The organism is Deltaproteobacteria bacterium, from assembly GCA_016874755.1.
In the GTDB taxonomy this organism is placed as follows: domain Bacteria; phylum Desulfobacterota; class Binatia; order UBA9968; family UBA9968; genus DP-20.
In genome coordinates this window covers 141,851-158,895 of sequence record VGTH01000003.1, presented here as the reverse complement: position 1 = coordinate 158,895, position 17,045 = coordinate 141,851, and the positions used below count along the sequence as shown (strand labels likewise).

Below are 17,045 nucleotides of genomic sequence, written 5' to 3'. Positions count from 1 at the left end.
ACGTGAAGTCTCTCATCACCGGTGCTGCGGGCTTTGTCGGCTCCCATTTGGCTGAGAAGCTCATTGAGCTGGGTCACCAAGTGGTCGGCTACGACAAGTTTCTCGACAACTATCCACGGCGCTACAAAGAAGCGAATCTGGCCTCTTTGCGCGAGCGGCCACAGTTCGTTTTCCACGAGCAGGATCTCCTCACAGCAGATTTGAAGCAGGCGCTGCGGGGCGTCGATTACTTGTTTCACCTCGCTGGCCAGCCCGGGGTGCGCTCGAGTTGGGGTAGCGAGTTTGGCCGTTACACCGAAAACAATATTCAAGCCACGCAGCTCCTATTGGAAGCGGCCAAGGACGCCAAGCTGCGCAAGTTCGTATACGCGTCGACCTCCTCGGTGTACGGCGATACCAAGGATTTGCCCATGCGCGAGGACGGCCAGACCCGGCCGGTTTCGCCCTATGGTGTCACCAAGCTTGCGGCCGAGCACCTTTGCCATCTCTATTCTAAGGCCTATGGCGTGCCGACGGTGGCGCTGCGGTTTTTTACGGTTTATGGGCCGCGCCAGCGCTCGGATATGTTCTTTCACATATTTCTGCGCGGTCTATTGCGCGGCGAAGAGATTCCTTTGTTTGACGATGGTGAGCAGACGCGCGATTTCACTTTCTGTTTGGATATCCTCGATGGCGTTATCGGCGCAGCGCTCTATCCCGGCGTCGGTGAGGTTTTCAATTTGGGCGGGGGCAGCGAGACCAGCCTGTTGAAGGCGATCGCGTTGGCCGAATCGATTGCCGGCCGCAAGGCCAATCTCAAGCGTCACGATCGCCAGCGCGGCGATGTGCGCCACACCAGCGCGAGCATCGAGGCGGCGCGCCGCAAGCTCGGTTACGCGCCCAAGGTCGATCTGCACGAAGGCTTGACGCGACAGTGGGAGTGGGTTCAAACTTTAGGCTACGAGTAAACGTCCGCGAGAATACTCTTAGGAGGTTCGCCATGGCAGCCTATTCAGAGGAAGATGTCGGCAACATCGTCGCGCTCGAACATGTCAATGTGCAAGTGCCCGATCAGGCGCTGGCGACGCTGTTCTATGTGGTGGGTCTCGGGTTGACGCGCGATCCGTATCTGACCGTGGGCTTGAACAATATGTGGGTCAACGTCGGCGAGCAGCAGTTCCATTTGCCGACGCGCGCTGCCCAAGTGGTGCCTGGCCATATGGTGCTGGTGATGCCCAATCTGGATCTGCTCAAAGCCAACCTGGCGGCGGTGGAAAAAGGCTTAGCCGGAACCAAGTTTGCTTGGTCAGCGCAGGACGGCTTTGTCGCCGTGACTTGCCCCTGGGGCAATCGTTTTCGCTGCTACCAAGCTGGGCGCGAATTCGGCGACATGGCGCTGGGCATGCCGGCGGTGGAGTTTTTGGTGCGGCGGGGTTGTGCCGCTGCCATCGTCAATTTTTACGACAAAGTGTTCGGCGCGCCGGGGGCGGTGGAACGGCAGAACGGTGCGGCCCTCGGCCGCGTCAGGATCGGCCGGCATCAGTCCGTGCTCTTTCGCGAAACCAGCGAAGATCTGCCGGCCTACGATGGTCACCACATCGCCATTTATGTCGCCAATTTTTCCAGCCCCTACGGCTTATTACAGCAGCGCGGTTTGATCTCTGAGGACGTGCGCAACCATCAGTTTCGCTTCAAAAACATCGTCGATCTCGATAGCGGCGAAGCGGTGTTCTTTCTAGAGCATGAAGTGCGCAGCATGCATCACCCGATGTTTCATCGGCCGTTTGTCAATCGCGATCCGGTGCAGAGCCAGCGCGCCTACCGGCGCGGCCGCGATGCGGCGGTGCCATTTCAAGCTTGAGCAACGATTAATGTTTCGTGAGGAGAGGGTGTCAATGGCGATTCAAAAAGATCTGTTGGATATCTTAGCCTGCCCCAAGTGCAAGGGAGATATTCAACTCAACGATAAGAACGACGGCTTGACCTGCAAGGCTTGCAAACTAGTCTACCCGATCAAAGATGACATTCCGGTGATGTTGATCGACGAAGCGCTGGCGCTGTAGCGATGGCCGATGCCCTTTGGCAAAGGGTCTTGCTGGTGCAAACCAGTTTTCTGGGCGATACGGTGCTCACCTTGCCGCTGATCGCTGAAATCAAGCGGCGCTTTCCGGCGGCCCATCTGGCCGTGCTATGCAACCCTGCCGGCTACGATATTCTGCAAAACCATCCCGCCATTGATGAGCTGATCGTCGATGATAAGCGGCGCGCCGACCGCGGCTTATCCGGTCTGCGCCGTCAGGCGCAGCAGCTCAAAGAAAAATCCTTCAGCTTGGCCATGACGCCGCACAAGTCGCTGCGCACCGCGCTGCTCTTGTGGTTGGCGCAGATTCCCCATCGCGTTGGTTTCGCGCAAAGCGCGGGCTGGTTCTTGTTTCACGCCCGCGCGCAGCGCGACCCAGCGCAGCATGACGTCGTGCGCAATCTTGCCGTTTTAACGCCCCTCGGAATCAAACCCGAAGATTGCCGCCAAGCACTGCATCTGCCAGTCGGCGAAAACCTGCGGGAAAAAGTCGCAGCGAAATTGGCCGGGCTTGGTTACGATTCGAGCTTGCCGGCCATTGGCATCAACCCGGGTTCGGTGTGGCCGATGAAGCGCTGGTCAGCCGCAGGCTTTGCCCAGGTGGTCGAGCAAGCCTGCCGGGAATACCACTGCCAGGCGATTATTTTTGGCGGGCCCGAAGACCGCGAAACGGCAACGCATATAGCCGCGCTTTGCCAGGCAAAGCTGATCAACAGCGCCGGCGTATTTTCACTCACTGAGCTGCCGGCGGCGATAAGCTTTTGTAAATTGTTCATAACCAACGATAGCGGCCCGATGCACATTGCCGTCGCTCGAAATATTCCCACAGTGGCGATCTTTTGCGCGACGACGCCGGACCTGGGCTTTTATCCGTACTCTTCCAACGCCATCGTGGTTGAAAAGAGACTCCACTGTCGCCCGTGCAGTGCCCACGGCGGGCGGCGTTGTCCGCTGGGCAGCGCCGATTGCGTGCGGTTGATTGAACCCGCCCTTGTGCTTGCCGCGGTGCGAAAGTTAATGGACCGGCAGGCGCGCGAAGGCGCGGCGCCGGCGCAACCGTTCACACCAGAGTTTCTGTCCGTCTAAAGCACATGACCGCCGACGGTTGGCGTTGGGGCAATGTTCCCGAGGGTTTTGCAAAGATCGAGCGAGGGCGGCAACGATGGCTTGTGCGCGCGGGCTTGGCGGAAGTGTTTTATGCCGATGATCCGGCAGCCGTTTCTTCGCCAAGCGATGGCGCGGCCCTTTATCACGGGCGCGCGCCGCTGCGCGCCATCAAACTACCGGACGGCGGCAACGCCCTCGTGCGCCGCTATCTGCACGGCGGCGCGTTAGGGTTTATCACCGGCGGCTGTTTTTTTACCTGGCCGCCCCGGCCTTTCCGCGAGTTGGCAATCACCGTCGAGCTGCGCCGCCGCGGGCTGCCGACGGTGGAGCCCTGCGGCGCCGGCATCGAGAAGTTGGCCGGGCCCTTTTATCGCGGCTGGCTTGCCACCCGCGAGATCGAAGGGGCGGCAGACCTCTGGGCCGCTCTGCAAAATGGCTTTGCGCGCGCTGAAGGGCTGGACAAAGTGCTGCAAGCCGTCGCGTTGAGTTTGCACGCGCTGCACCGTCAAGGCGTCTGCCACGGCGATCTCAATCTTAAAAATATCTTGATCCGGCGCGAAGCCGAGGGGCTCAAGGCGTATATCATCGATTTCGATAAAGCCGTGCTGTTTCTCGGCCCGGTGCCGCAAAAAATCGCCGCCGGCAATTTGGCGCGTTTGCAACGCTCAGTGCGCAAGTTGGATAGCGCGCGCCGTTATCTGTCGGAGCAGGACTGGAACAAGTTCGTTAGCTGCTACCATGGCGCTGCCGGTTGAGCCGAAAAAGATTCTTTTCGTTTTGCATGGCTCTTTGGGCGACATCACGCGCGCCTTGCCGCTGGCGCAGCTCGTCCGGCGTCGTTTCCCGCGCGCCTTTCTTGCCTGGTCCGTGGAGCCCGCCTGTTTTCCGCTCTTGGAGAATTTTGCCGCCATCGATGAGGTGATCATCTATGATCGCCACCGTCCGATCGCGGCCCTCTGGCCGTTTCTTCGACAGATTCACGCCCGCCGTTTCGATCTCGTGCTGGACCTCCAGCGTCATTTCAAAAGCGGCGTGGTGAGCCGTGCTTCGGGAGCGCCGTGCCGCTTGGGTTTTCATCCCTCGGACGCCAAGGAGGGCAACGGCTTTTTTAACAACTATCACATCGACGCGGTGGGCGACTCGGTGGCCAAGATCGATCACTACATGAAGTTTGCCGAATGGCTAGGCATCGCGCCGCGGCCGATTGAGTGGCAGATCGAATTGACGCCGCAAGACAAGCTCGCTGTGCGCCGCCACCTGAGCGGTGTCGACACCACCTTCGCGGCGTTGTTCGTCGGTTCGCGCTGGCCGAGCAAAGATTGGTTTGCTGAACAGATCGCCGGCTGCGCCAACGCGTTGCTGCGGCACCATGGGCTATCGGTGGTTTTGCTCGGCGGCGGCAGTGAAGCGGCGGTCGCCGAACAAGTTGTCCGCGCCGCCGAGGGTAGGGTTGTGAATCTGGTCGGCCAAACTTCATTGCGCGAAGCGGTGGGCGTCATTCAACACGCTTCTGTCTGTATCGGTCCGGATACGGGGCTGATGCATCTGGCGGCGGCGGTTGGCACGCCGGTGATTTCGTTGTGGGGCGCCACCGATCCAAAGCGCACCGGGCCCTACGGCTTTGGCGAGTTGGTGATTCAAGGCAAGGCCGATTGCGCGCCGTGCTATCGAAAAAATTGCACCATCGGCAAAATATGCATGCGCTCGATAAGCAGCGACGCGATCGTAAACAAAGTGGCCGCTGTGTTGCGCCGGTCGGTGGGGCAAAAAGCTGCCCATGGTCATTGGCAATAGTTACAGCACGCTGCGCGACGGTCCTTGGACTCTGTGGGTTTGCTCAGAATATTGGAGCGGACCGCTGTGGGATGCGGTGCGAGAGCGAATCGCGCAACAAACAGCCGCGAAGCACCCGCAAACAGAGTTGCTGGAAACCGGCGGAGCGGCACAGAGCTTTTATCTGAAAACATTTTACCCTAGCACCACCGGCGGAATGTTGAAGGATCGCTTTCGTCTGTCGAAGGCGCGCCGCGCCCAGCGGGTGGGCGTGGAGTTGGCAGCGGCGGGCTTTAACGTTCCCCTGGCGATAGCGGCGGGGGAGAGACGAACCCGACGCCTGCTCGAGTGCGCCTTCCTGGTGACCGTGCCAGTAGCTGGAGTGTCGCTGATACAGACACTGCAACAAAACCTTCGCCGCTCGAAGCCTACCGTGAGCCGGGCGGACAAATGGACGGGGCTCGAGCAGCTGGCAAGGGAAATCCGGCGGTTTCACGATCTTGGCTTTGTCCACGGCGACTTAGTGGCGACCAATGTATTCATCGGTCCGGCGGAGGATCGGCGCTGGCAATTCTATTTCATGGACAATGACCGCACGCGGCGTTATCCGCAATCGCTGCCGCAGTCGCAATGGAAACGAAACCTCGTGCAGTTGAATCGCATGCCGCTGCCGGGAATCTCGTTGCAGGACCGGATGCGATTTTTGCGCGCCTATCTCGACACCGAGTTGTCGTCGAAGCAGGGCGCCGCTTTGGCGCGTTGGTTGGAAGAGAAGACTCGCCAACGGCGTTGGGAATGCGATCGGGTGATGGACGAGAGTTTTCGCAGCTTGATGCGGTGGAAAAATTCCCTGGACCAGGAAGTGAAGCGTGCCTGAAAATACGCAGTTAGTCATCGGTGCCTCCGGGCTCGTCGGCCAGGAGTTGATGCGCCGTCTGAAGGCCGCGAACCGCCCGGTCGTCGGCACCCACGTCACTCAACCGCGCGCAGGTTTAGAACCGCTCGATATTAGCGACGCCACCCAGGTGCAGCGCTTTTTTGGCGAGTGCGTGCCGGACACGATCTATCTTTGCGCGGCACTGACCCACGTCGACTATTGCGAAGAGCACCCTGAAGAAACCTATAGACAAAATGTCGAGGGGCCGCGGCGGGTGGCGCAGGAAGCCGCCCGCCTCGGCGTAAAGTTGGTTTTTTACTCGACCGAGTATGTTTTCGATGGCCAGAACGGGCCCTACGATGAGCAGGCGCCAACCTCACCGCTGAGCGTTTACGGCAAAAGCAAGCTCGATGCAGAGACTGTCTTGCGCGAGATCTTGCCGGATGTGCTGATTTTGCGCACCACGGTGGTTTACGGTTGGGACCCGCTGTCCAAGAAAAAAAACTTCGCCATGCAGGTTTATGAGCGGGTGCAGACGGGTCAGGAGCTGACGATTCCCTTCGATCAAATCGGCAATCCGACTCTCGCTGACTATCTCGCCGAATGCAGCATCGAGCTGGCCGGCAAGCGCGCCAGCGGCATCGTCAACGTGGTCGGCAAAGATCTACTGCCGCGCACCGATTTTACCCGGGCGTTGGTGCAGTCGCTGGGCGGCGATGTCAGCCGCGTTACGCCGGTGACGACGGCGAGCATGAAGCAGAAGGCCGTCCGACCGTTGCGGGGCGGACTGCGCACCGAAAAACTTGCCGGCTTGCTCGGCCGCGAGGTGCTCGCGCTCGACCAAGCCCTCGATCGTTTCAATCGCCGCCGTCTATCCGGTGAATAGTCGAGAGGCGCGAGTTTGTTGACTACGGATGAGGATTGCGCTCGCACACAAACGGCTTGATCTCAGAGGCGGCACTGAAAAAGATCTTTATCGAACCGCTGAAGGGCTCAGGGATCTGGGCCATGAAGTTCACCTTTTTTGCTGTGAGTTCGATGTGGCAGCACCGGCTGGAGTGCAAAGTCATCAGCTACCGGTGCTGCCCTTGGGGCGAACCGCGCGGCTGGTAAGTCTGGCCGTCCAAGGGCCGAAGGAAATTGCCCGCTTCAAGTGCGACGTGGTGGTTAGCTTCGGGCGCATGCTGCGCCAGGATGTCTTGCGCTGCGGCGGTGGCTCGCACCGCGGTTTCTTGCAGCGGATGGCGCTGAGCGGCGGCGTGCGCCGGCGATTGTGGCAACAGTTGAGCCCGTATCACCGCAGCTTGTTGGCGATTGAAGAGCGCGAATTTTGCTCGGACAGCTACAAAAAAATTCTCGCAGTCTCGGCTGAGGTCAAGCGCGATTTGATGGATCACTATGCCATTGCCGACGAGCGTATCGCCGTGATCTACAACGGTGTTGACACCGAGCGTTTCCACCCCGCCAAGCGGGACGCGATCGGACCATCGGTGCGACGGCGGAATCAGATTCCCCTGGACGCGCCGCTTGTGCTCTTTGTCGGCAACGGTTTTCAACGCAAAGGGCTCGATCGTTTGCTCACGCTCTGGGATGCACAGCCAATGAAGGAAGTCTTTTTGTTGGTTGTCGGCGACGATGCCCGGCTCGGCCATTACAAATCGTGGGCGGAAAGGGTTGCGCCCGGGAGAATCGTGTTTGCCGGACGGCGCGACGACGTGGAAAACTATTACGCTGCCGCCGATCTGGTGGCGCTGCCGTCTTTGCAAGAAGCGTTTGGCAACGTGGTGCTGGAAGCCCTGGCTAGCGGCATGCCAGTGCTGGTTAGCGCGACCGCAGGCGCCGCGGAGATTCTTGCCGGCCGCTTAAAAAAGGGCGCAGTTGCGCGTAGCGAAGACAGCGACGAGCTCGCCAAGGCGCTGACAGATTTGCTGAGCAGCGGCAGCGATGCCTCGCTGCGCCGAGAAGCCCGGCAATTAGCTGAAGAGTACAGTTGGCCCAAACATTTCGTTAAGGTCGACGCGTTGCTCAAAGAGGTGGCGGTCCACTGAGTGGCGGCGCAGCGATTTGCTGATTTTGTCTTTCGTCGGCGCGGCCGCTCGGCGATTTGGGTCGACCCCAGTTTTGCCAGCGAAGCGTTCATCGACCTGATCTCCGACCCCGATCGGCTGCTAGAACTGCCAGACTGTGAAATCATCAAGGACCAATCGAAGATCAAGGTGGGTTGTGTGTTGCTGGGAGCGGCCGACCGGCAAGTGCGGGTTTACATCAAACGCTATGACGCTTTCTCCTGGCGCCATAGGCTGGTTTCGATTTTTTTCGCTTCGGGGGCGATCCGGTCGCTCCGAGGTGCCGTCATCCTAGCCGATACGGGTGTGGCCACGGCACGCCCGATCGCTGCTATCGAACATCGCCAAGGCCGGTTCTTAAGCCGGAGTTTCTACCTCACTGAAGAAGTCGCCGGCAGCAAGATTGTGAATCGTATCTGGCTGGAGGACCTTGCGGCTCTCGGTGGCGCCGCAGGAGTGCACCGACGGCGTGACTTTCTCAGGGGTCTCAGCCAACTGTTTGCCCGGCTGCATGAAAAAAATATCTACCACAATGATCTCAAGGACTTTAACATCCTTGCGGTGCCGCAAGGCCCGGGCGGGGCGTTCGGTTTTTTTGTTCTCGATCTCGAGGGCGTGCGCCGTTTCAGCGCATTGAACCGCCGCCGGCGCATCAAAAATCTCGTGCAGATCAATCGAACGCTGGGCAAATACCTTAGCAGGAGCCAGCGCATGCGCTTTCTAAGATCCTATCTGGGAAGCATCAGCAGCGATGCGCAGCAACGAAAACTCTGGGCGCGCCAAATCGAGCAAGCTAGCCGCGCCTTGGATTTGCAAAAGGTCGCGATTTGACGGCGCTGCTGCCGCTGTTGTCCTAGATTAGTTAGATGGCTGGGACCCACGATAGATCGTCTGCACGGCAAATGCTCATAGGGGCATTGCTGCTTTGTGCGGCGGTTCGGTTTTACTTGCTGTGGCAATATTACTGTATCAGCTCGGACGGCGTGCACTATATCGAAGCGGCCCAAGCCTTCTATGCTGGCCGCTGGTGGGCTGGGCTGGGCTCCTACTATTCTCCAGGCTATCCCATACTCCTTGCATTGGTTTATCCTTTAACCGCAAATTGGGAGCTGAGCGGCCAACTCTTTTCGATCCTCTGTGGCGTTGTTCTGCTCTGGCCCTTGTATCTTTTGGTGCAAGAGGTCTTCGACGACGAACGCATCGCGCTCGTGGCGGTGTATTTGGCGGCGCTGAGTCCATTCTTGGCGCGCTACTCTGCACACGTTAGAAGTGAGAGCCCGTATTTTCTTCTGGTGGTTGTGGCGTTGCTCCTGTTTCAGCGTGGCTATCGATCGCGCCGCGCCTTGGGATTTTTTCTCGGCGGGCTAGTTGCGGGGTTTGCGTACCTGGTGCGCCCGGAAGCGATCGGCTTGTTGGTGGTGATGCCGCTGTTTTTGGCGATCCGTGTGTTTCTGAGCCGGGAGATCGATCTTCGTTGGGCGACTGGCAGCTCGCTGGCGATGATCGGCGGGTTCGTTGTTTTCGCTTTGCCCTACATTGTCTATTTGAGTATAGAGACGGGGCAATGGGGCGCGCTGAGCCGCAAGGCTGGAGTGACGTTGGCAGTGAGCTTGAGTGAATCCGGGCTCCTCGAAGGCGGCGAGCGGGAGGCCCAGTCGCCGGAGGAGGCGAGTGATTTCCTGGGTTTCGTCAAAAATCATCCTCTGTTGTTCGCCAAGAAGGTGCTGTGGGACTTTTTTCCGGCGATCGGCACCTGGTTCGAAGCGATGCATTTTCCATTTGTGCCTTTTATGCTGATCGGACTAACCCTTCTGTGGCGCAATCAATTTTGGCAGCGTCGAGATTTGTTGCTCTTAACCTACGTACTGTTTTTTGTTTTTGGTCTGGCTATCATTCTTGTGCGTCGCCGCTATTCCGTGCAAGTCGTGCCGATCTGTCTCGGCTGGTCTGCGCTGGGCCTTGTTTGGCTGTGGGACTGGCTTAAAGCAAATGTGAACGAGTCGCGCGCCAGGATCGCGGTTGGCCTGACGGTGGCGACTTTTCTGGCGGCCACGTTGCCTAAGACTCTGGCACCGATCTCACGCGAAAAAGGCTTCGTGCGGGAAGCCGGACGTTATCTCAAACAGCGGGGCGGGGCCGAAGCAGTCAAAGTCGCGGTTTTTGACGACCGAGTGACTTTCTATGCCGGAGCCCAAGCATTGCTTCTGAGCGGGGTGAATGAGTCGATGTTTCCCGATTATCTGAAAACAAAAAAGCCGGACTATTTGGCAGCGGAAGCCAAGACTTGGCAGAAGACGTATCCGAAAATAGCCGCAGCGCCGGCGCAACTGGGGCTTATTTTGGAAAAGGAATTCGTTGGCGTGCGGAACGATCGCATGCTGCTTTTCAAAGTAGCTCTGCAAGGTTGAGTGAGGATGTTGGCAGCCGCAACGTTTCGGTGCTAGGTAATGCTTACCGAAAAGTCTCGACGCCTTTAACCCGGAGTGATTCGTGAGTGCTTTTTTGAACATTGATAACGATATGGTCGCGCGCGACGGAGCTGACTGCTATGTGATTGCCGAAATCGGCCACAACCATCAGGGCGATCTTGGCAAAGCCAAAGAGTTCTTTCGCGCCGCGAAGGAATGCGGCGTCAACGCCGTCAAGCTGCAAAAGCGCGACAATCGCACGCTCTATACGCGCACCATGTACGAGTCGCCCTACGAGAATGAGAATAGTTTCGGTCCGACCTACGGCGCCCATCGCGAAGCTTTGGAGTTTGGCCGTAACGAATACGTCGAGCTCAAACGCTACGCCCGCGAGTTGGGCATTACGATGTTTGCCACCGCTTTCGATTTTCGCAGCGCAGACTTTCTCGCCGAGCTGGAGATGCCGGCTTATAAGATCGCCTCCGGCGATCTGAGAAATTTGTCACTGTTAAAGCATGTCGCGCGCATTGGCAAACCGATGATTGTCAGCACCGGTGGCGGAACCCTGGATGACGTGCAACGCGCCTACGATACGATCATGGCGCTGAATCAGAATCTCTGCTTGCTGCAATGCACGGCCAGCTACCCGGTGGATCCCGAGCAGATGAATCTGAAGGTAATCACGACCTTTCGTGAACGGTTTCCAGACATTGTCGTGGGGCTTTCGGATCACCAAAACGGCATCGCGTTGGCGATGGTCGCCTACACGTTGGGCGCGCGGGTGATCGAGAAACATTTCACGTTGAATCGCGCTTGGAAGGGCGCCGATCATGCGTTTTCCTTGGAACCCGGCGGCATGCGCCGACTGGTGCGCGATCTACAGCGGGCTGCGGTGGCGATGGGTGACGGGGTTAAGCGCACCTATCCGTCGGAAGAAAGGCCGCTGGTGAAAATGGCCAAAAAAATTGTTGCGGCGCGAAATTTACCTGCCGGCCACAAAATCACTCTGGAAGACATCGCCCTGAAATCGCCCAACGATGGCTTGCCGCCCAACCAAATCGATCGGGTCCTGGGGCGGCACACGCGGCGCAGTCTCGAAGCGGACGAAAATATCCTCCTCGACGATCTGCGCGACGCCTAGAGGACACTTGAAATCGCCCAGCCCGAGCCTACAAGAACGCATCCGCGCGATCCGTTTGATCGCCTTCGACTTCGACGGAGTGTTCACCGACAATAAGGTTTATGTTTTCGCCGATGGCGCGGAGGCGGTCTGTTGCTACCGCGGCGATGGCATCGGCTTGGAAAAGCTCAAACGGCTCGGCATTGCGACCATGATCATCTCGACGGAAGTCAATCCCATCGTCGGCGTCAGAAGCAAGAAGTTGGGCATTCCTTGTGTGCAGGGCTGCGCCGACAAGCGCGCTGAGCTTGAACGGGCCGCCCAAGAGCGCGGCCTGTCGCTGCAGCAAGTGGCCTTCGTCGGCAACGACTTGAATGACCGGACATGCCTGCAAAACGTTGGTTTTCCAGTCGTCGTGCAGGATGCGCACCCTGACGTTGTTGAGCTGGGGCTGTATCGCACAGAAGCTCACGGCGGCCAGGGCGCCGTGCGCGAAGTTTGCGATCTGTTCGAACGGGTGTTTTCGGCGTCATCGAGTTAGTCGACAATGGCATCTTTGGCTGAGGATGTTTTCGATGTGCAGCATAAGACGGTCATTGTAACCGGAGGTTTAGGCCAGCTAGGGCAGCAGTTTTGCGCCGCGCTGATCGGGCGCGGTGCGCGGGTGGCGATCTTCGATCAGGCACCGGCCGCCGACATTGCGGCGCGGCTCTGTGGCGAGGCCTCCCTCGACCAGCTCATGACTGTGGCGGTTGATGTTGCGTCGCGCAGGTCGCTCGAGGATGGCTTATCCCAGGTGAACGCGAAATGGGGCGTGCCCTTTGGTTTGATCAACGCGGCGGCGCTGGATTCGCCGCCCAACGCGCCCGCAGCGGAGAACGGTCCTTTCGAGGAATACCCCGAAGCATCCTGGGACCAGGTGCTCGACGTCAATTTAAAAGGAGTCTTTCTCTGCTGCCAGGTAATCGGCGGACAGATGGCCCAGTCCGCCGGCGGCTCGATCATCAACATCGGCTCGATCTACGGCGTGGTGTCGCCCGATCAAAGAATCTACCAATATCGCCGGAGGAGCGGCGCGCCGTTTTTCAAGCCGGTAGCCTATTCCGCGTCGAAGTCGGGTTTGGTCAATCTCACGCGCTACCTCGCAACCTATTGGGCGGCGCAGAAAGTGCGAGTGAACATGTTAACCCTCGGCGGTGTTTTCAATCATCAGGACGAGAAATTTCTTGAGGGCTATTGCCAGCGCGTGCCGATGGGCCGGATGGCGCGAGCCGACGAGTACAACGGCGCCATCGTGTTTTTGCTCTCCGAAGCTTCAGCCTACATGACCGGCTCTAACCTTGTCATTGACGGCGGCTGGACCGCGTGGTGAAGCCGTGAGCTCGACGCCAACTCGCATTCCCAACCTCATCGGTGGGACGGATCGCCCTGCGGTAGCCGATAAGTGGTTCGACAAGCTCAATCCAGCGACCGGCGAGCGACTGTGCCAGGTGGCCCGTTCGCGCGCCACGGACGTTGAGTTGGCGGTGGTGGCGGCGCGGCGGGCGCAGCCCCAATGGGCGGCCATGCCCGCTGTGCGCCGCGGCATGCTGCTGCACGCGGTCGCGCTGGCGATGCGCCAGCAGCGCGAAGAGATCGCCGCGATAGTCGCCCTGGAGACCGGCAAGTCCAAGGCTGCGGCGCTAGGGGAAACCGATGGCGCGATCGAGTTAGGTTTATTTTACGCGGGCGAGGGCCAGAGACTGTATGGCCGCACGACCACCAGCGGCACGCCTAATCGCTACGCGCTGACAGTGCGCCAACCGTTGGGGGTCGCCGGATTGATCGTTGCGGCAAATACGCCGATCGCCAACGTCGCTTGGAAAGTGTTTCCGGCTTTGATTTGCGGCAATGCCGCGGTCCTAAAGGCGGCTGAAGATACGCCGATGACGGCGTGGCTATTCGCTCGGATCGCGGGCTCCGCTGGGCTTGCCGATGGAGTGCTAAACGTGATTCACGGCTACGGCGAGGAGGCCGGTGCGCCCCTGGCGGCGCATCCGGATATCGATGTGATCAGCTTCACCGGGTCAACGACGGTGGGGAAAAGAATCGGCGCGGTGACCGGCGAACGCTTGACCAAAGTGTCCCTCGAGCTCGGCGGTAAGAATCCTCTAGTGGTCTGCGATGACGCCGACTTGGACAATGCCGCAAAATGGGTGCTGCTTTCAGCTTTCAGCAACTCGGGGCAGCGCTGCGCGGCGGCCAGCCGCATCATCATTTTCCGGTCCATCTATGAAAAATTTCGTGATTTGCTGATCGAGCGAACGCGGCAGCTCAAGGTTGGCACCGCCGACGAAGACGACTTGGGTCCGGTGATCAACGAGAAGCAGTTGAAAAATATGCTGTGCGCCGTCGCCGACGCCCAGCGGCGCGGTGCCAGAGTCCTGATTGGCGGCGAACGGCTCGTGGATGCGTCGCACAAGAAAGGTTTTTATGTGGCGCCGACGCTGCTCGAAGCCGTCACGGCTGAAGATGAGCTGTCGACGCGTGAATTGTTCGGACCGATCGCTTGTCTGTACCGCGTCAAAGATTTTGCCTCCGCGTTGGCGCTCGCCAACGATTCGCCGTACGGCTTGACGGCGTGTATCCACACGCGCAACCTTGACCGTGCCGTCGAGTTTACGCAGAAAGTGCTGGCCGGTGTGGCGGTCGTCAATGCCGGAACCTATGGCAGCGAGGCCCATATGCCCTTCGGCGGTGTGAAACAGTCGGGGAACGGCTCACGCGAGCCCGGCACCGAGGCGTTGGATGTGTATTCTACGCTCAAAGATGTTTATATGAACGTCAATCCTGGCGGCCTGTAGTTTTCATGAGTGAATTGACCGAAAAGTATCAGAATAAACAACGGCGCAGAGAGCGCAGAAAACTGCGCGCCAAGCCGCTTTTCAAAAAACTTGGCCCCAAGCTAGGGTTGGCGGTCTATCGCTACCGCGACGATTTTCACTACTGCCCGCAAACCTACGGCGCGGGCTACTGGGAAAAAAGTCGCATCCAAGAAATCGGCGGATTCAAAGAACTCGCCGACAGGGTGATCGCCGATAGGCGATCGCTTCTGTACTACGATCGCCTCTATGTCTTGTATCAAGCGCTGTGCAATGTCCGCCATCTGGCTAACGCCGACGTCAGCATTGCAGAAATCGGCGTCTATCGCGGCGGCGGCAGCTACTTCATCGCCGCCACGGCGCAGCAGTTGTTTGGTCGACCCTTAAGAATCCATTCGATCGACACTTTTGAGGGGCATCCCGACGACATCGCCAAGCAGGACGACAGCCACTGGCCGGGAAAGTTCGGCGATACATCCTTCGAAGAAGTGAAAAGATACCTGTCGGTATTCCCCAACGTGATGGTGCAGAAGGGGCGTTTTGAAGATCGCTGCGCCGAGCTCGCGCAGGAAAAGTTTTGCTTCGTTCATGTGGACGTCGACATCTATGCGCCGACCCGCGCCTGCCTGGAGTTTTTCTCAGAACGGTTGCTGGTCGGCGGTGTGATGGTGGCGGACGATTACGGTTTTACCACTTGTGAGGGGAGTAAGCAGGCGGTCGATGAATTTGTCGCGAGTCGCACGAACTACCTCAAGTTTCATTTGGAGACCGGGCAAAGCCTACTGATTCGCGTGGGTTGAGCCGCTTGTCTCTGCACCTCGATAATTGTCCATCAACGGCAAAGCGATTGATTAAGATTCAACTGATACCGGCGGCTGAGTTTGCCCGGGTTCACGCCGCGGCGCTGCCGCAGCACGATAAGCTCGGGATTATTGCCGACATGTGCCGCGCCAATACGCTCGCCACCGTGAAGCGCGCCGGGTCGGGCCATTTGGGCTCGAGCTTTAGCTCGCTGGACATAGTTACCGATCTCTATTATCGCGAATTGAATATTGCCAAGCTCGGCATTCAACACCCCGATCGAGACATTTATTTCTCGTCGAAAGGTCATGACGTTCCCGGTCTCTACGCGGTGATGTTTTCGCTGGGCCTTTTGCCGCAGGAGAAATTCATCAACCTGCGCCGTTTTGGCGGCACCTATGGCCACCCCGATGTGCGCACGCCGGGTATGGAAGCCAACTCTGGCTCGCTCGGCATGGGTATCTCCAAAGGCAAAGGCATGGCGAAAGCCAAAGCGCTGCAAAAGCGCGGTGGCCGAGTGTTTGTCATGACGGGGGATGGCGAGCTGCAGGAAGGGCAGATCTATGAAGCGCTGCAAACTACGGCGCATCAAAAGATCGCCAACCTGACCGTGATCGTCGATCACAATAAGCTGCAATCGGATAAGCCGGTCGCCGAAATTATCGATCTGGGAGATATGGCTGCCAAGTTCCGCGCCTTCGGCTGGCATGTGGCGCGCTGCGACGGCCATGATTTTGCCCAGCTCGAAGCGCGCTTCGCCGAATTCGCAGCGATCAATGACAAGCCGAAGATTCTGATTGCGGACACGATCAAAGGACGCGGCGTTTCTTTCATGGAACATCCCGTAGCGCTGGCCGCCAATCGCGGTCTCTATCGATGGCACGCTGGAGCCCCCGATGACGAGTCTTTTCAAGCGGGGTTTGCCGAAATACTTACGCGCATCTGTGAGCGCTTTGAAGAATTGCACTTGGGTTCCATCGCACTCGAAGATCTCCCCGATCCCGAGCGCAGCTCCGCCAGTGTGTCGCGCGAGTACGTCGCCGATGCCTACGGTCAAGCCTTGGTTGAGTTCGCAGAGACCCGCAAGGATATCGTCGTGCTGGGGGGCGACTTAACCGCCGACTGCCGTCTGCGCGCCTTCGAGCAGAAGTTTTCCAAGCGATTCATCGAAAATGGTATCGCGGAGCAAGACATGGTCTCCATGGCAGGCGGGCTCGCTTCCCAGGGACTGCTGCCCGTAGTGAATACTTTTGCGAGCTTCATGGGGGCGCGGGCGAACGAGCAGATTTACAACAATGCCTGCGAGCAAACCAAGATAATTTATGTCTGCCACTATGCCGGTCTGATCCCAGCCGGGCCGGGGTCGTCCCATCAATCCGTTCGGGATATTTCATTGTTTGCCGCGCTGCCCAACTGCACGATCATTCAGCCGTGCAACGCCAAGGAAGCGCGACTTGCGCTGAAATATTGCCTCGAGGGTGGCACCGGCGTTTACATGCTGCGGCTGATTATCGGCCCGTCGCCGCGGATGATTGAGTTGCCCTCTGAATACGAATTCGCTGTCGGGCGCGGGGTTGCATTGACTATTGGCTCGGATGCAGCCATCCTCGCCTACGGACCGGTGATGTTGCACGAGGCGCTGTGCGCGGAAGAGATTCTGCGGCAGCAGGGGCTGCGCATCAAAGTCATCAACATGCCGTGGCTCAATCGTTGTGACCGCGTTTGGTTGAAACAAGAATTGTCGCCCTGTCGGAATATTTGCGTGATCGAAGATCATGCGCCCATCGGCGGCCTTGGGGATTATCTGATCAACGAGCTGTACGAGACCGGACTCCTTGCCGGACGAAACTATAAAAAATTCGCCGTCGAGGGGCTTTTGGCGTGCGGCACGCCCCAAGAAGCGCTGCGCCATCATGGCCTGGATGGCGCGAGCTTGGCGCGAAGCATCGCGGCATTGACGGACTGACCGTTTC

Annotated in this window: 17 protein-coding genes; all 17 read left to right on the top strand. The window is 58.7% G+C overall.

Features of this window, described 5'->3' with window-relative positions; all coding sequences use genetic code 11:
* The first annotated feature begins 2 nt into the window (after positions 1-2).
* Positions 3-947, top strand: a complete 945-nt coding sequence (locus FJ145_03065) for an NAD-dependent epimerase/dehydratase family protein (GenBank protein ID MBM4260402.1) — start codon at positions 3-5, stop codon at positions 945-947.
* A 32-nt stretch (positions 948-979) separates the two neighbouring features.
* Positions 980-1,840, top strand: coding sequence for a hypothetical protein (locus FJ145_03060; protein ID MBM4260401.1), 861 nt, complete (start codon positions 980-982; stop codon positions 1,838-1,840).
* Between the two features lie 34 nt (positions 1,841-1,874).
* Positions 1,875-2,042: a Trm112 family protein gene (locus tag FJ145_03055; GenBank protein ID MBM4260400.1), complete on the top strand. Its 168-nt coding sequence runs from the start codon at positions 1,875-1,877 to the stop codon at positions 2,040-2,042.
* Between the two features lie 2 nt (positions 2,043-2,044).
* The gene (gene waaF / locus FJ145_03050; GenBank protein ID MBM4260399.1) at positions 2,045-3,145 is read left to right on the top strand and encodes a lipopolysaccharide heptosyltransferase II; all 1,101 of its coding nucleotides are present in this window, start codon (positions 2,045-2,047) and stop codon (positions 3,143-3,145) included.
* Between the two features lie 5 nt (positions 3,146-3,150).
* Complete coding sequence (locus tag FJ145_03045; GenBank protein MBM4260398.1) at positions 3,151-3,921, top strand: hypothetical protein; 771 nt, start codon at positions 3,151-3,153, stop codon at positions 3,919-3,921.
* Positions 3,905-4,960 carry a glycosyltransferase family 9 protein gene (locus FJ145_03040; protein ID MBM4260397.1) on the top strand — a complete coding sequence of 352 codons (1,056 nt, stop codon included), beginning with the start codon at positions 3,905-3,907 and terminating at the stop codon, positions 4,958-4,960. Before FJ145_03045 ends, FJ145_03040 begins: the two co-directional genes overlap by 17 nt.
* Complete coding sequence (locus tag FJ145_03035; GenBank protein ID MBM4260396.1) at positions 4,944-5,816, top strand: hypothetical protein; 873 nt, start codon at positions 4,944-4,946, stop codon at positions 5,814-5,816. The genes FJ145_03040 and FJ145_03035 overlap by 17 nt, the downstream gene beginning before the upstream one ends.
* A complete protein-coding gene (locus FJ145_03030) occupies positions 5,809-6,702 on the top strand; it encodes an SDR family oxidoreductase (protein MBM4260395.1) in 894 nt (297 codons plus the stop codon). The genes FJ145_03035 and FJ145_03030 overlap by 8 nt, the downstream gene beginning before the upstream one ends.
* A 28-nt stretch (positions 6,703-6,730) precedes the next feature.
* Positions 6,731-7,864 carry a glycosyltransferase family 4 protein gene (locus FJ145_03025; GenBank protein ID MBM4260394.1) on the top strand — a complete coding sequence of 378 codons (1,134 nt, stop codon included), beginning with the start codon at positions 6,731-6,733 and terminating at the stop codon, positions 7,862-7,864.
* Positions 7,865-8,713: a hypothetical protein gene (locus FJ145_03020; GenBank protein MBM4260393.1), complete on the top strand. Its 849-nt coding sequence runs from the start codon at positions 7,865-7,867 to the stop codon at positions 8,711-8,713.
* 35 nt (positions 8,714-8,748) lie between these two features.
* Positions 8,749-10,290: a glycosyltransferase family 39 protein gene (locus FJ145_03015; protein MBM4260392.1), complete on the top strand. Its 1,542-nt coding sequence runs from the start codon at positions 8,749-8,751 to the stop codon at positions 10,288-10,290.
* A 112-nt stretch (positions 10,291-10,402) separates the two neighbouring features.
* Positions 10,403-11,431, top strand: coding sequence for an N-acetylneuraminate synthase (locus tag FJ145_03010; GenBank protein ID MBM4260391.1), 1,029 nt, complete (start codon positions 10,403-10,405; stop codon positions 11,429-11,431).
* A complete protein-coding gene (locus FJ145_03005; GenBank protein MBM4260390.1) occupies positions 11,328-11,951 on the top strand; it encodes a 3-deoxy-D-manno-octulosonate 8-phosphate phosphatase in 624 nt (207 codons plus the stop codon). Before FJ145_03010 ends, FJ145_03005 begins: the two co-directional genes overlap by 104 nt.
* A 15-nt stretch (positions 11,952-11,966) precedes the next feature.
* Positions 11,967-12,782, top strand: coding sequence for an SDR family oxidoreductase (locus FJ145_03000; protein ID MBM4260389.1), 816 nt, complete (start codon positions 11,967-11,969; stop codon positions 12,780-12,782).
* Between the two features lie 4 nt (positions 12,783-12,786).
* Entirely contained in the window at positions 12,787-14,253 is a 1,467-nt protein-coding gene (locus FJ145_02995; GenBank protein ID MBM4260388.1) for an aldehyde dehydrogenase, read from the top strand.
* 5 nt (positions 14,254-14,258) lie between these two features.
* Positions 14,259-15,071, top strand: coding sequence for a hypothetical protein (locus FJ145_02990; protein MBM4260387.1), 813 nt, complete (start codon positions 14,259-14,261; stop codon positions 15,069-15,071).
* Between the two features lie 140 nt (positions 15,072-15,211).
* Positions 15,212-17,038: a 1-deoxy-D-xylulose-5-phosphate synthase gene (locus FJ145_02985; GenBank protein ID MBM4260386.1), complete on the top strand. Its 1,827-nt coding sequence runs from the start codon at positions 15,212-15,214 to the stop codon at positions 17,036-17,038.
* Positions 17,039-17,045 lie beyond the last annotated feature (7 nt).

Excerpts from the sequence above, each read along its gene's own strand:
- FJ145_03060 (MBM4260401.1), top strand. The coding sequence starts at position 980 with ATGGCAGCCTATTCAGAGGAAGATGTCGGCAACATCGTCGCGCTCGAA.
- FJ145_02985 (MBM4260386.1), top strand. The coding sequence starts at position 15,212 with ATGTGCCGCGCCAATACGCTCGCCACCGTGAAGCGCGCCGGGTCGGGC.
- FJ145_03040 (MBM4260397.1), top strand. The coding sequence starts at position 3,905 with ATGGCGCTGCCGGTTGAGCCGAAAAAGATTCTTTTCGTTTTGCATGGC.
- FJ145_02990 (MBM4260387.1), top strand. The coding sequence starts at position 14,259 with ATGAGTGAATTGACCGAAAAGTATCAGAATAAACAACGGCGCAGAGAG.
- FJ145_03005 (MBM4260390.1), top strand. The coding sequence starts at position 11,328 with ATGGCTTGCCGCCCAACCAAATCGATCGGGTCCTGGGGCGGCACACGC.
- FJ145_03015 (MBM4260392.1), top strand. The coding sequence starts at position 8,749 with ATGGCTGGGACCCACGATAGATCGTCTGCACGGCAAATGCTCATAGGG.
- FJ145_03045 (MBM4260398.1), top strand. The coding sequence starts at position 3,151 with ATGACCGCCGACGGTTGGCGTTGGGGCAATGTTCCCGAGGGTTTTGCA.
- FJ145_03010 (MBM4260391.1), top strand. The coding sequence starts at position 10,403 with ATGGTCGCGCGCGACGGAGCTGACTGCTATGTGATTGCCGAAATCGGC.
- waaF (MBM4260399.1), top strand. The coding sequence starts at position 2,045 with ATGGCCGATGCCCTTTGGCAAAGGGTCTTGCTGGTGCAAACCAGTTTT.
- FJ145_03035 (MBM4260396.1), top strand. The coding sequence starts at position 4,944 with ATGGTCATTGGCAATAGTTACAGCACGCTGCGCGACGGTCCTTGGACT.
- FJ145_03025 (MBM4260394.1), top strand. The coding sequence starts at position 6,731 with ATGAGGATTGCGCTCGCACACAAACGGCTTGATCTCAGAGGCGGCACT.
- FJ145_03055 (MBM4260400.1), top strand. The coding sequence starts at position 1,875 with ATGGCGATTCAAAAAGATCTGTTGGATATCTTAGCCTGCCCCAAGTGC.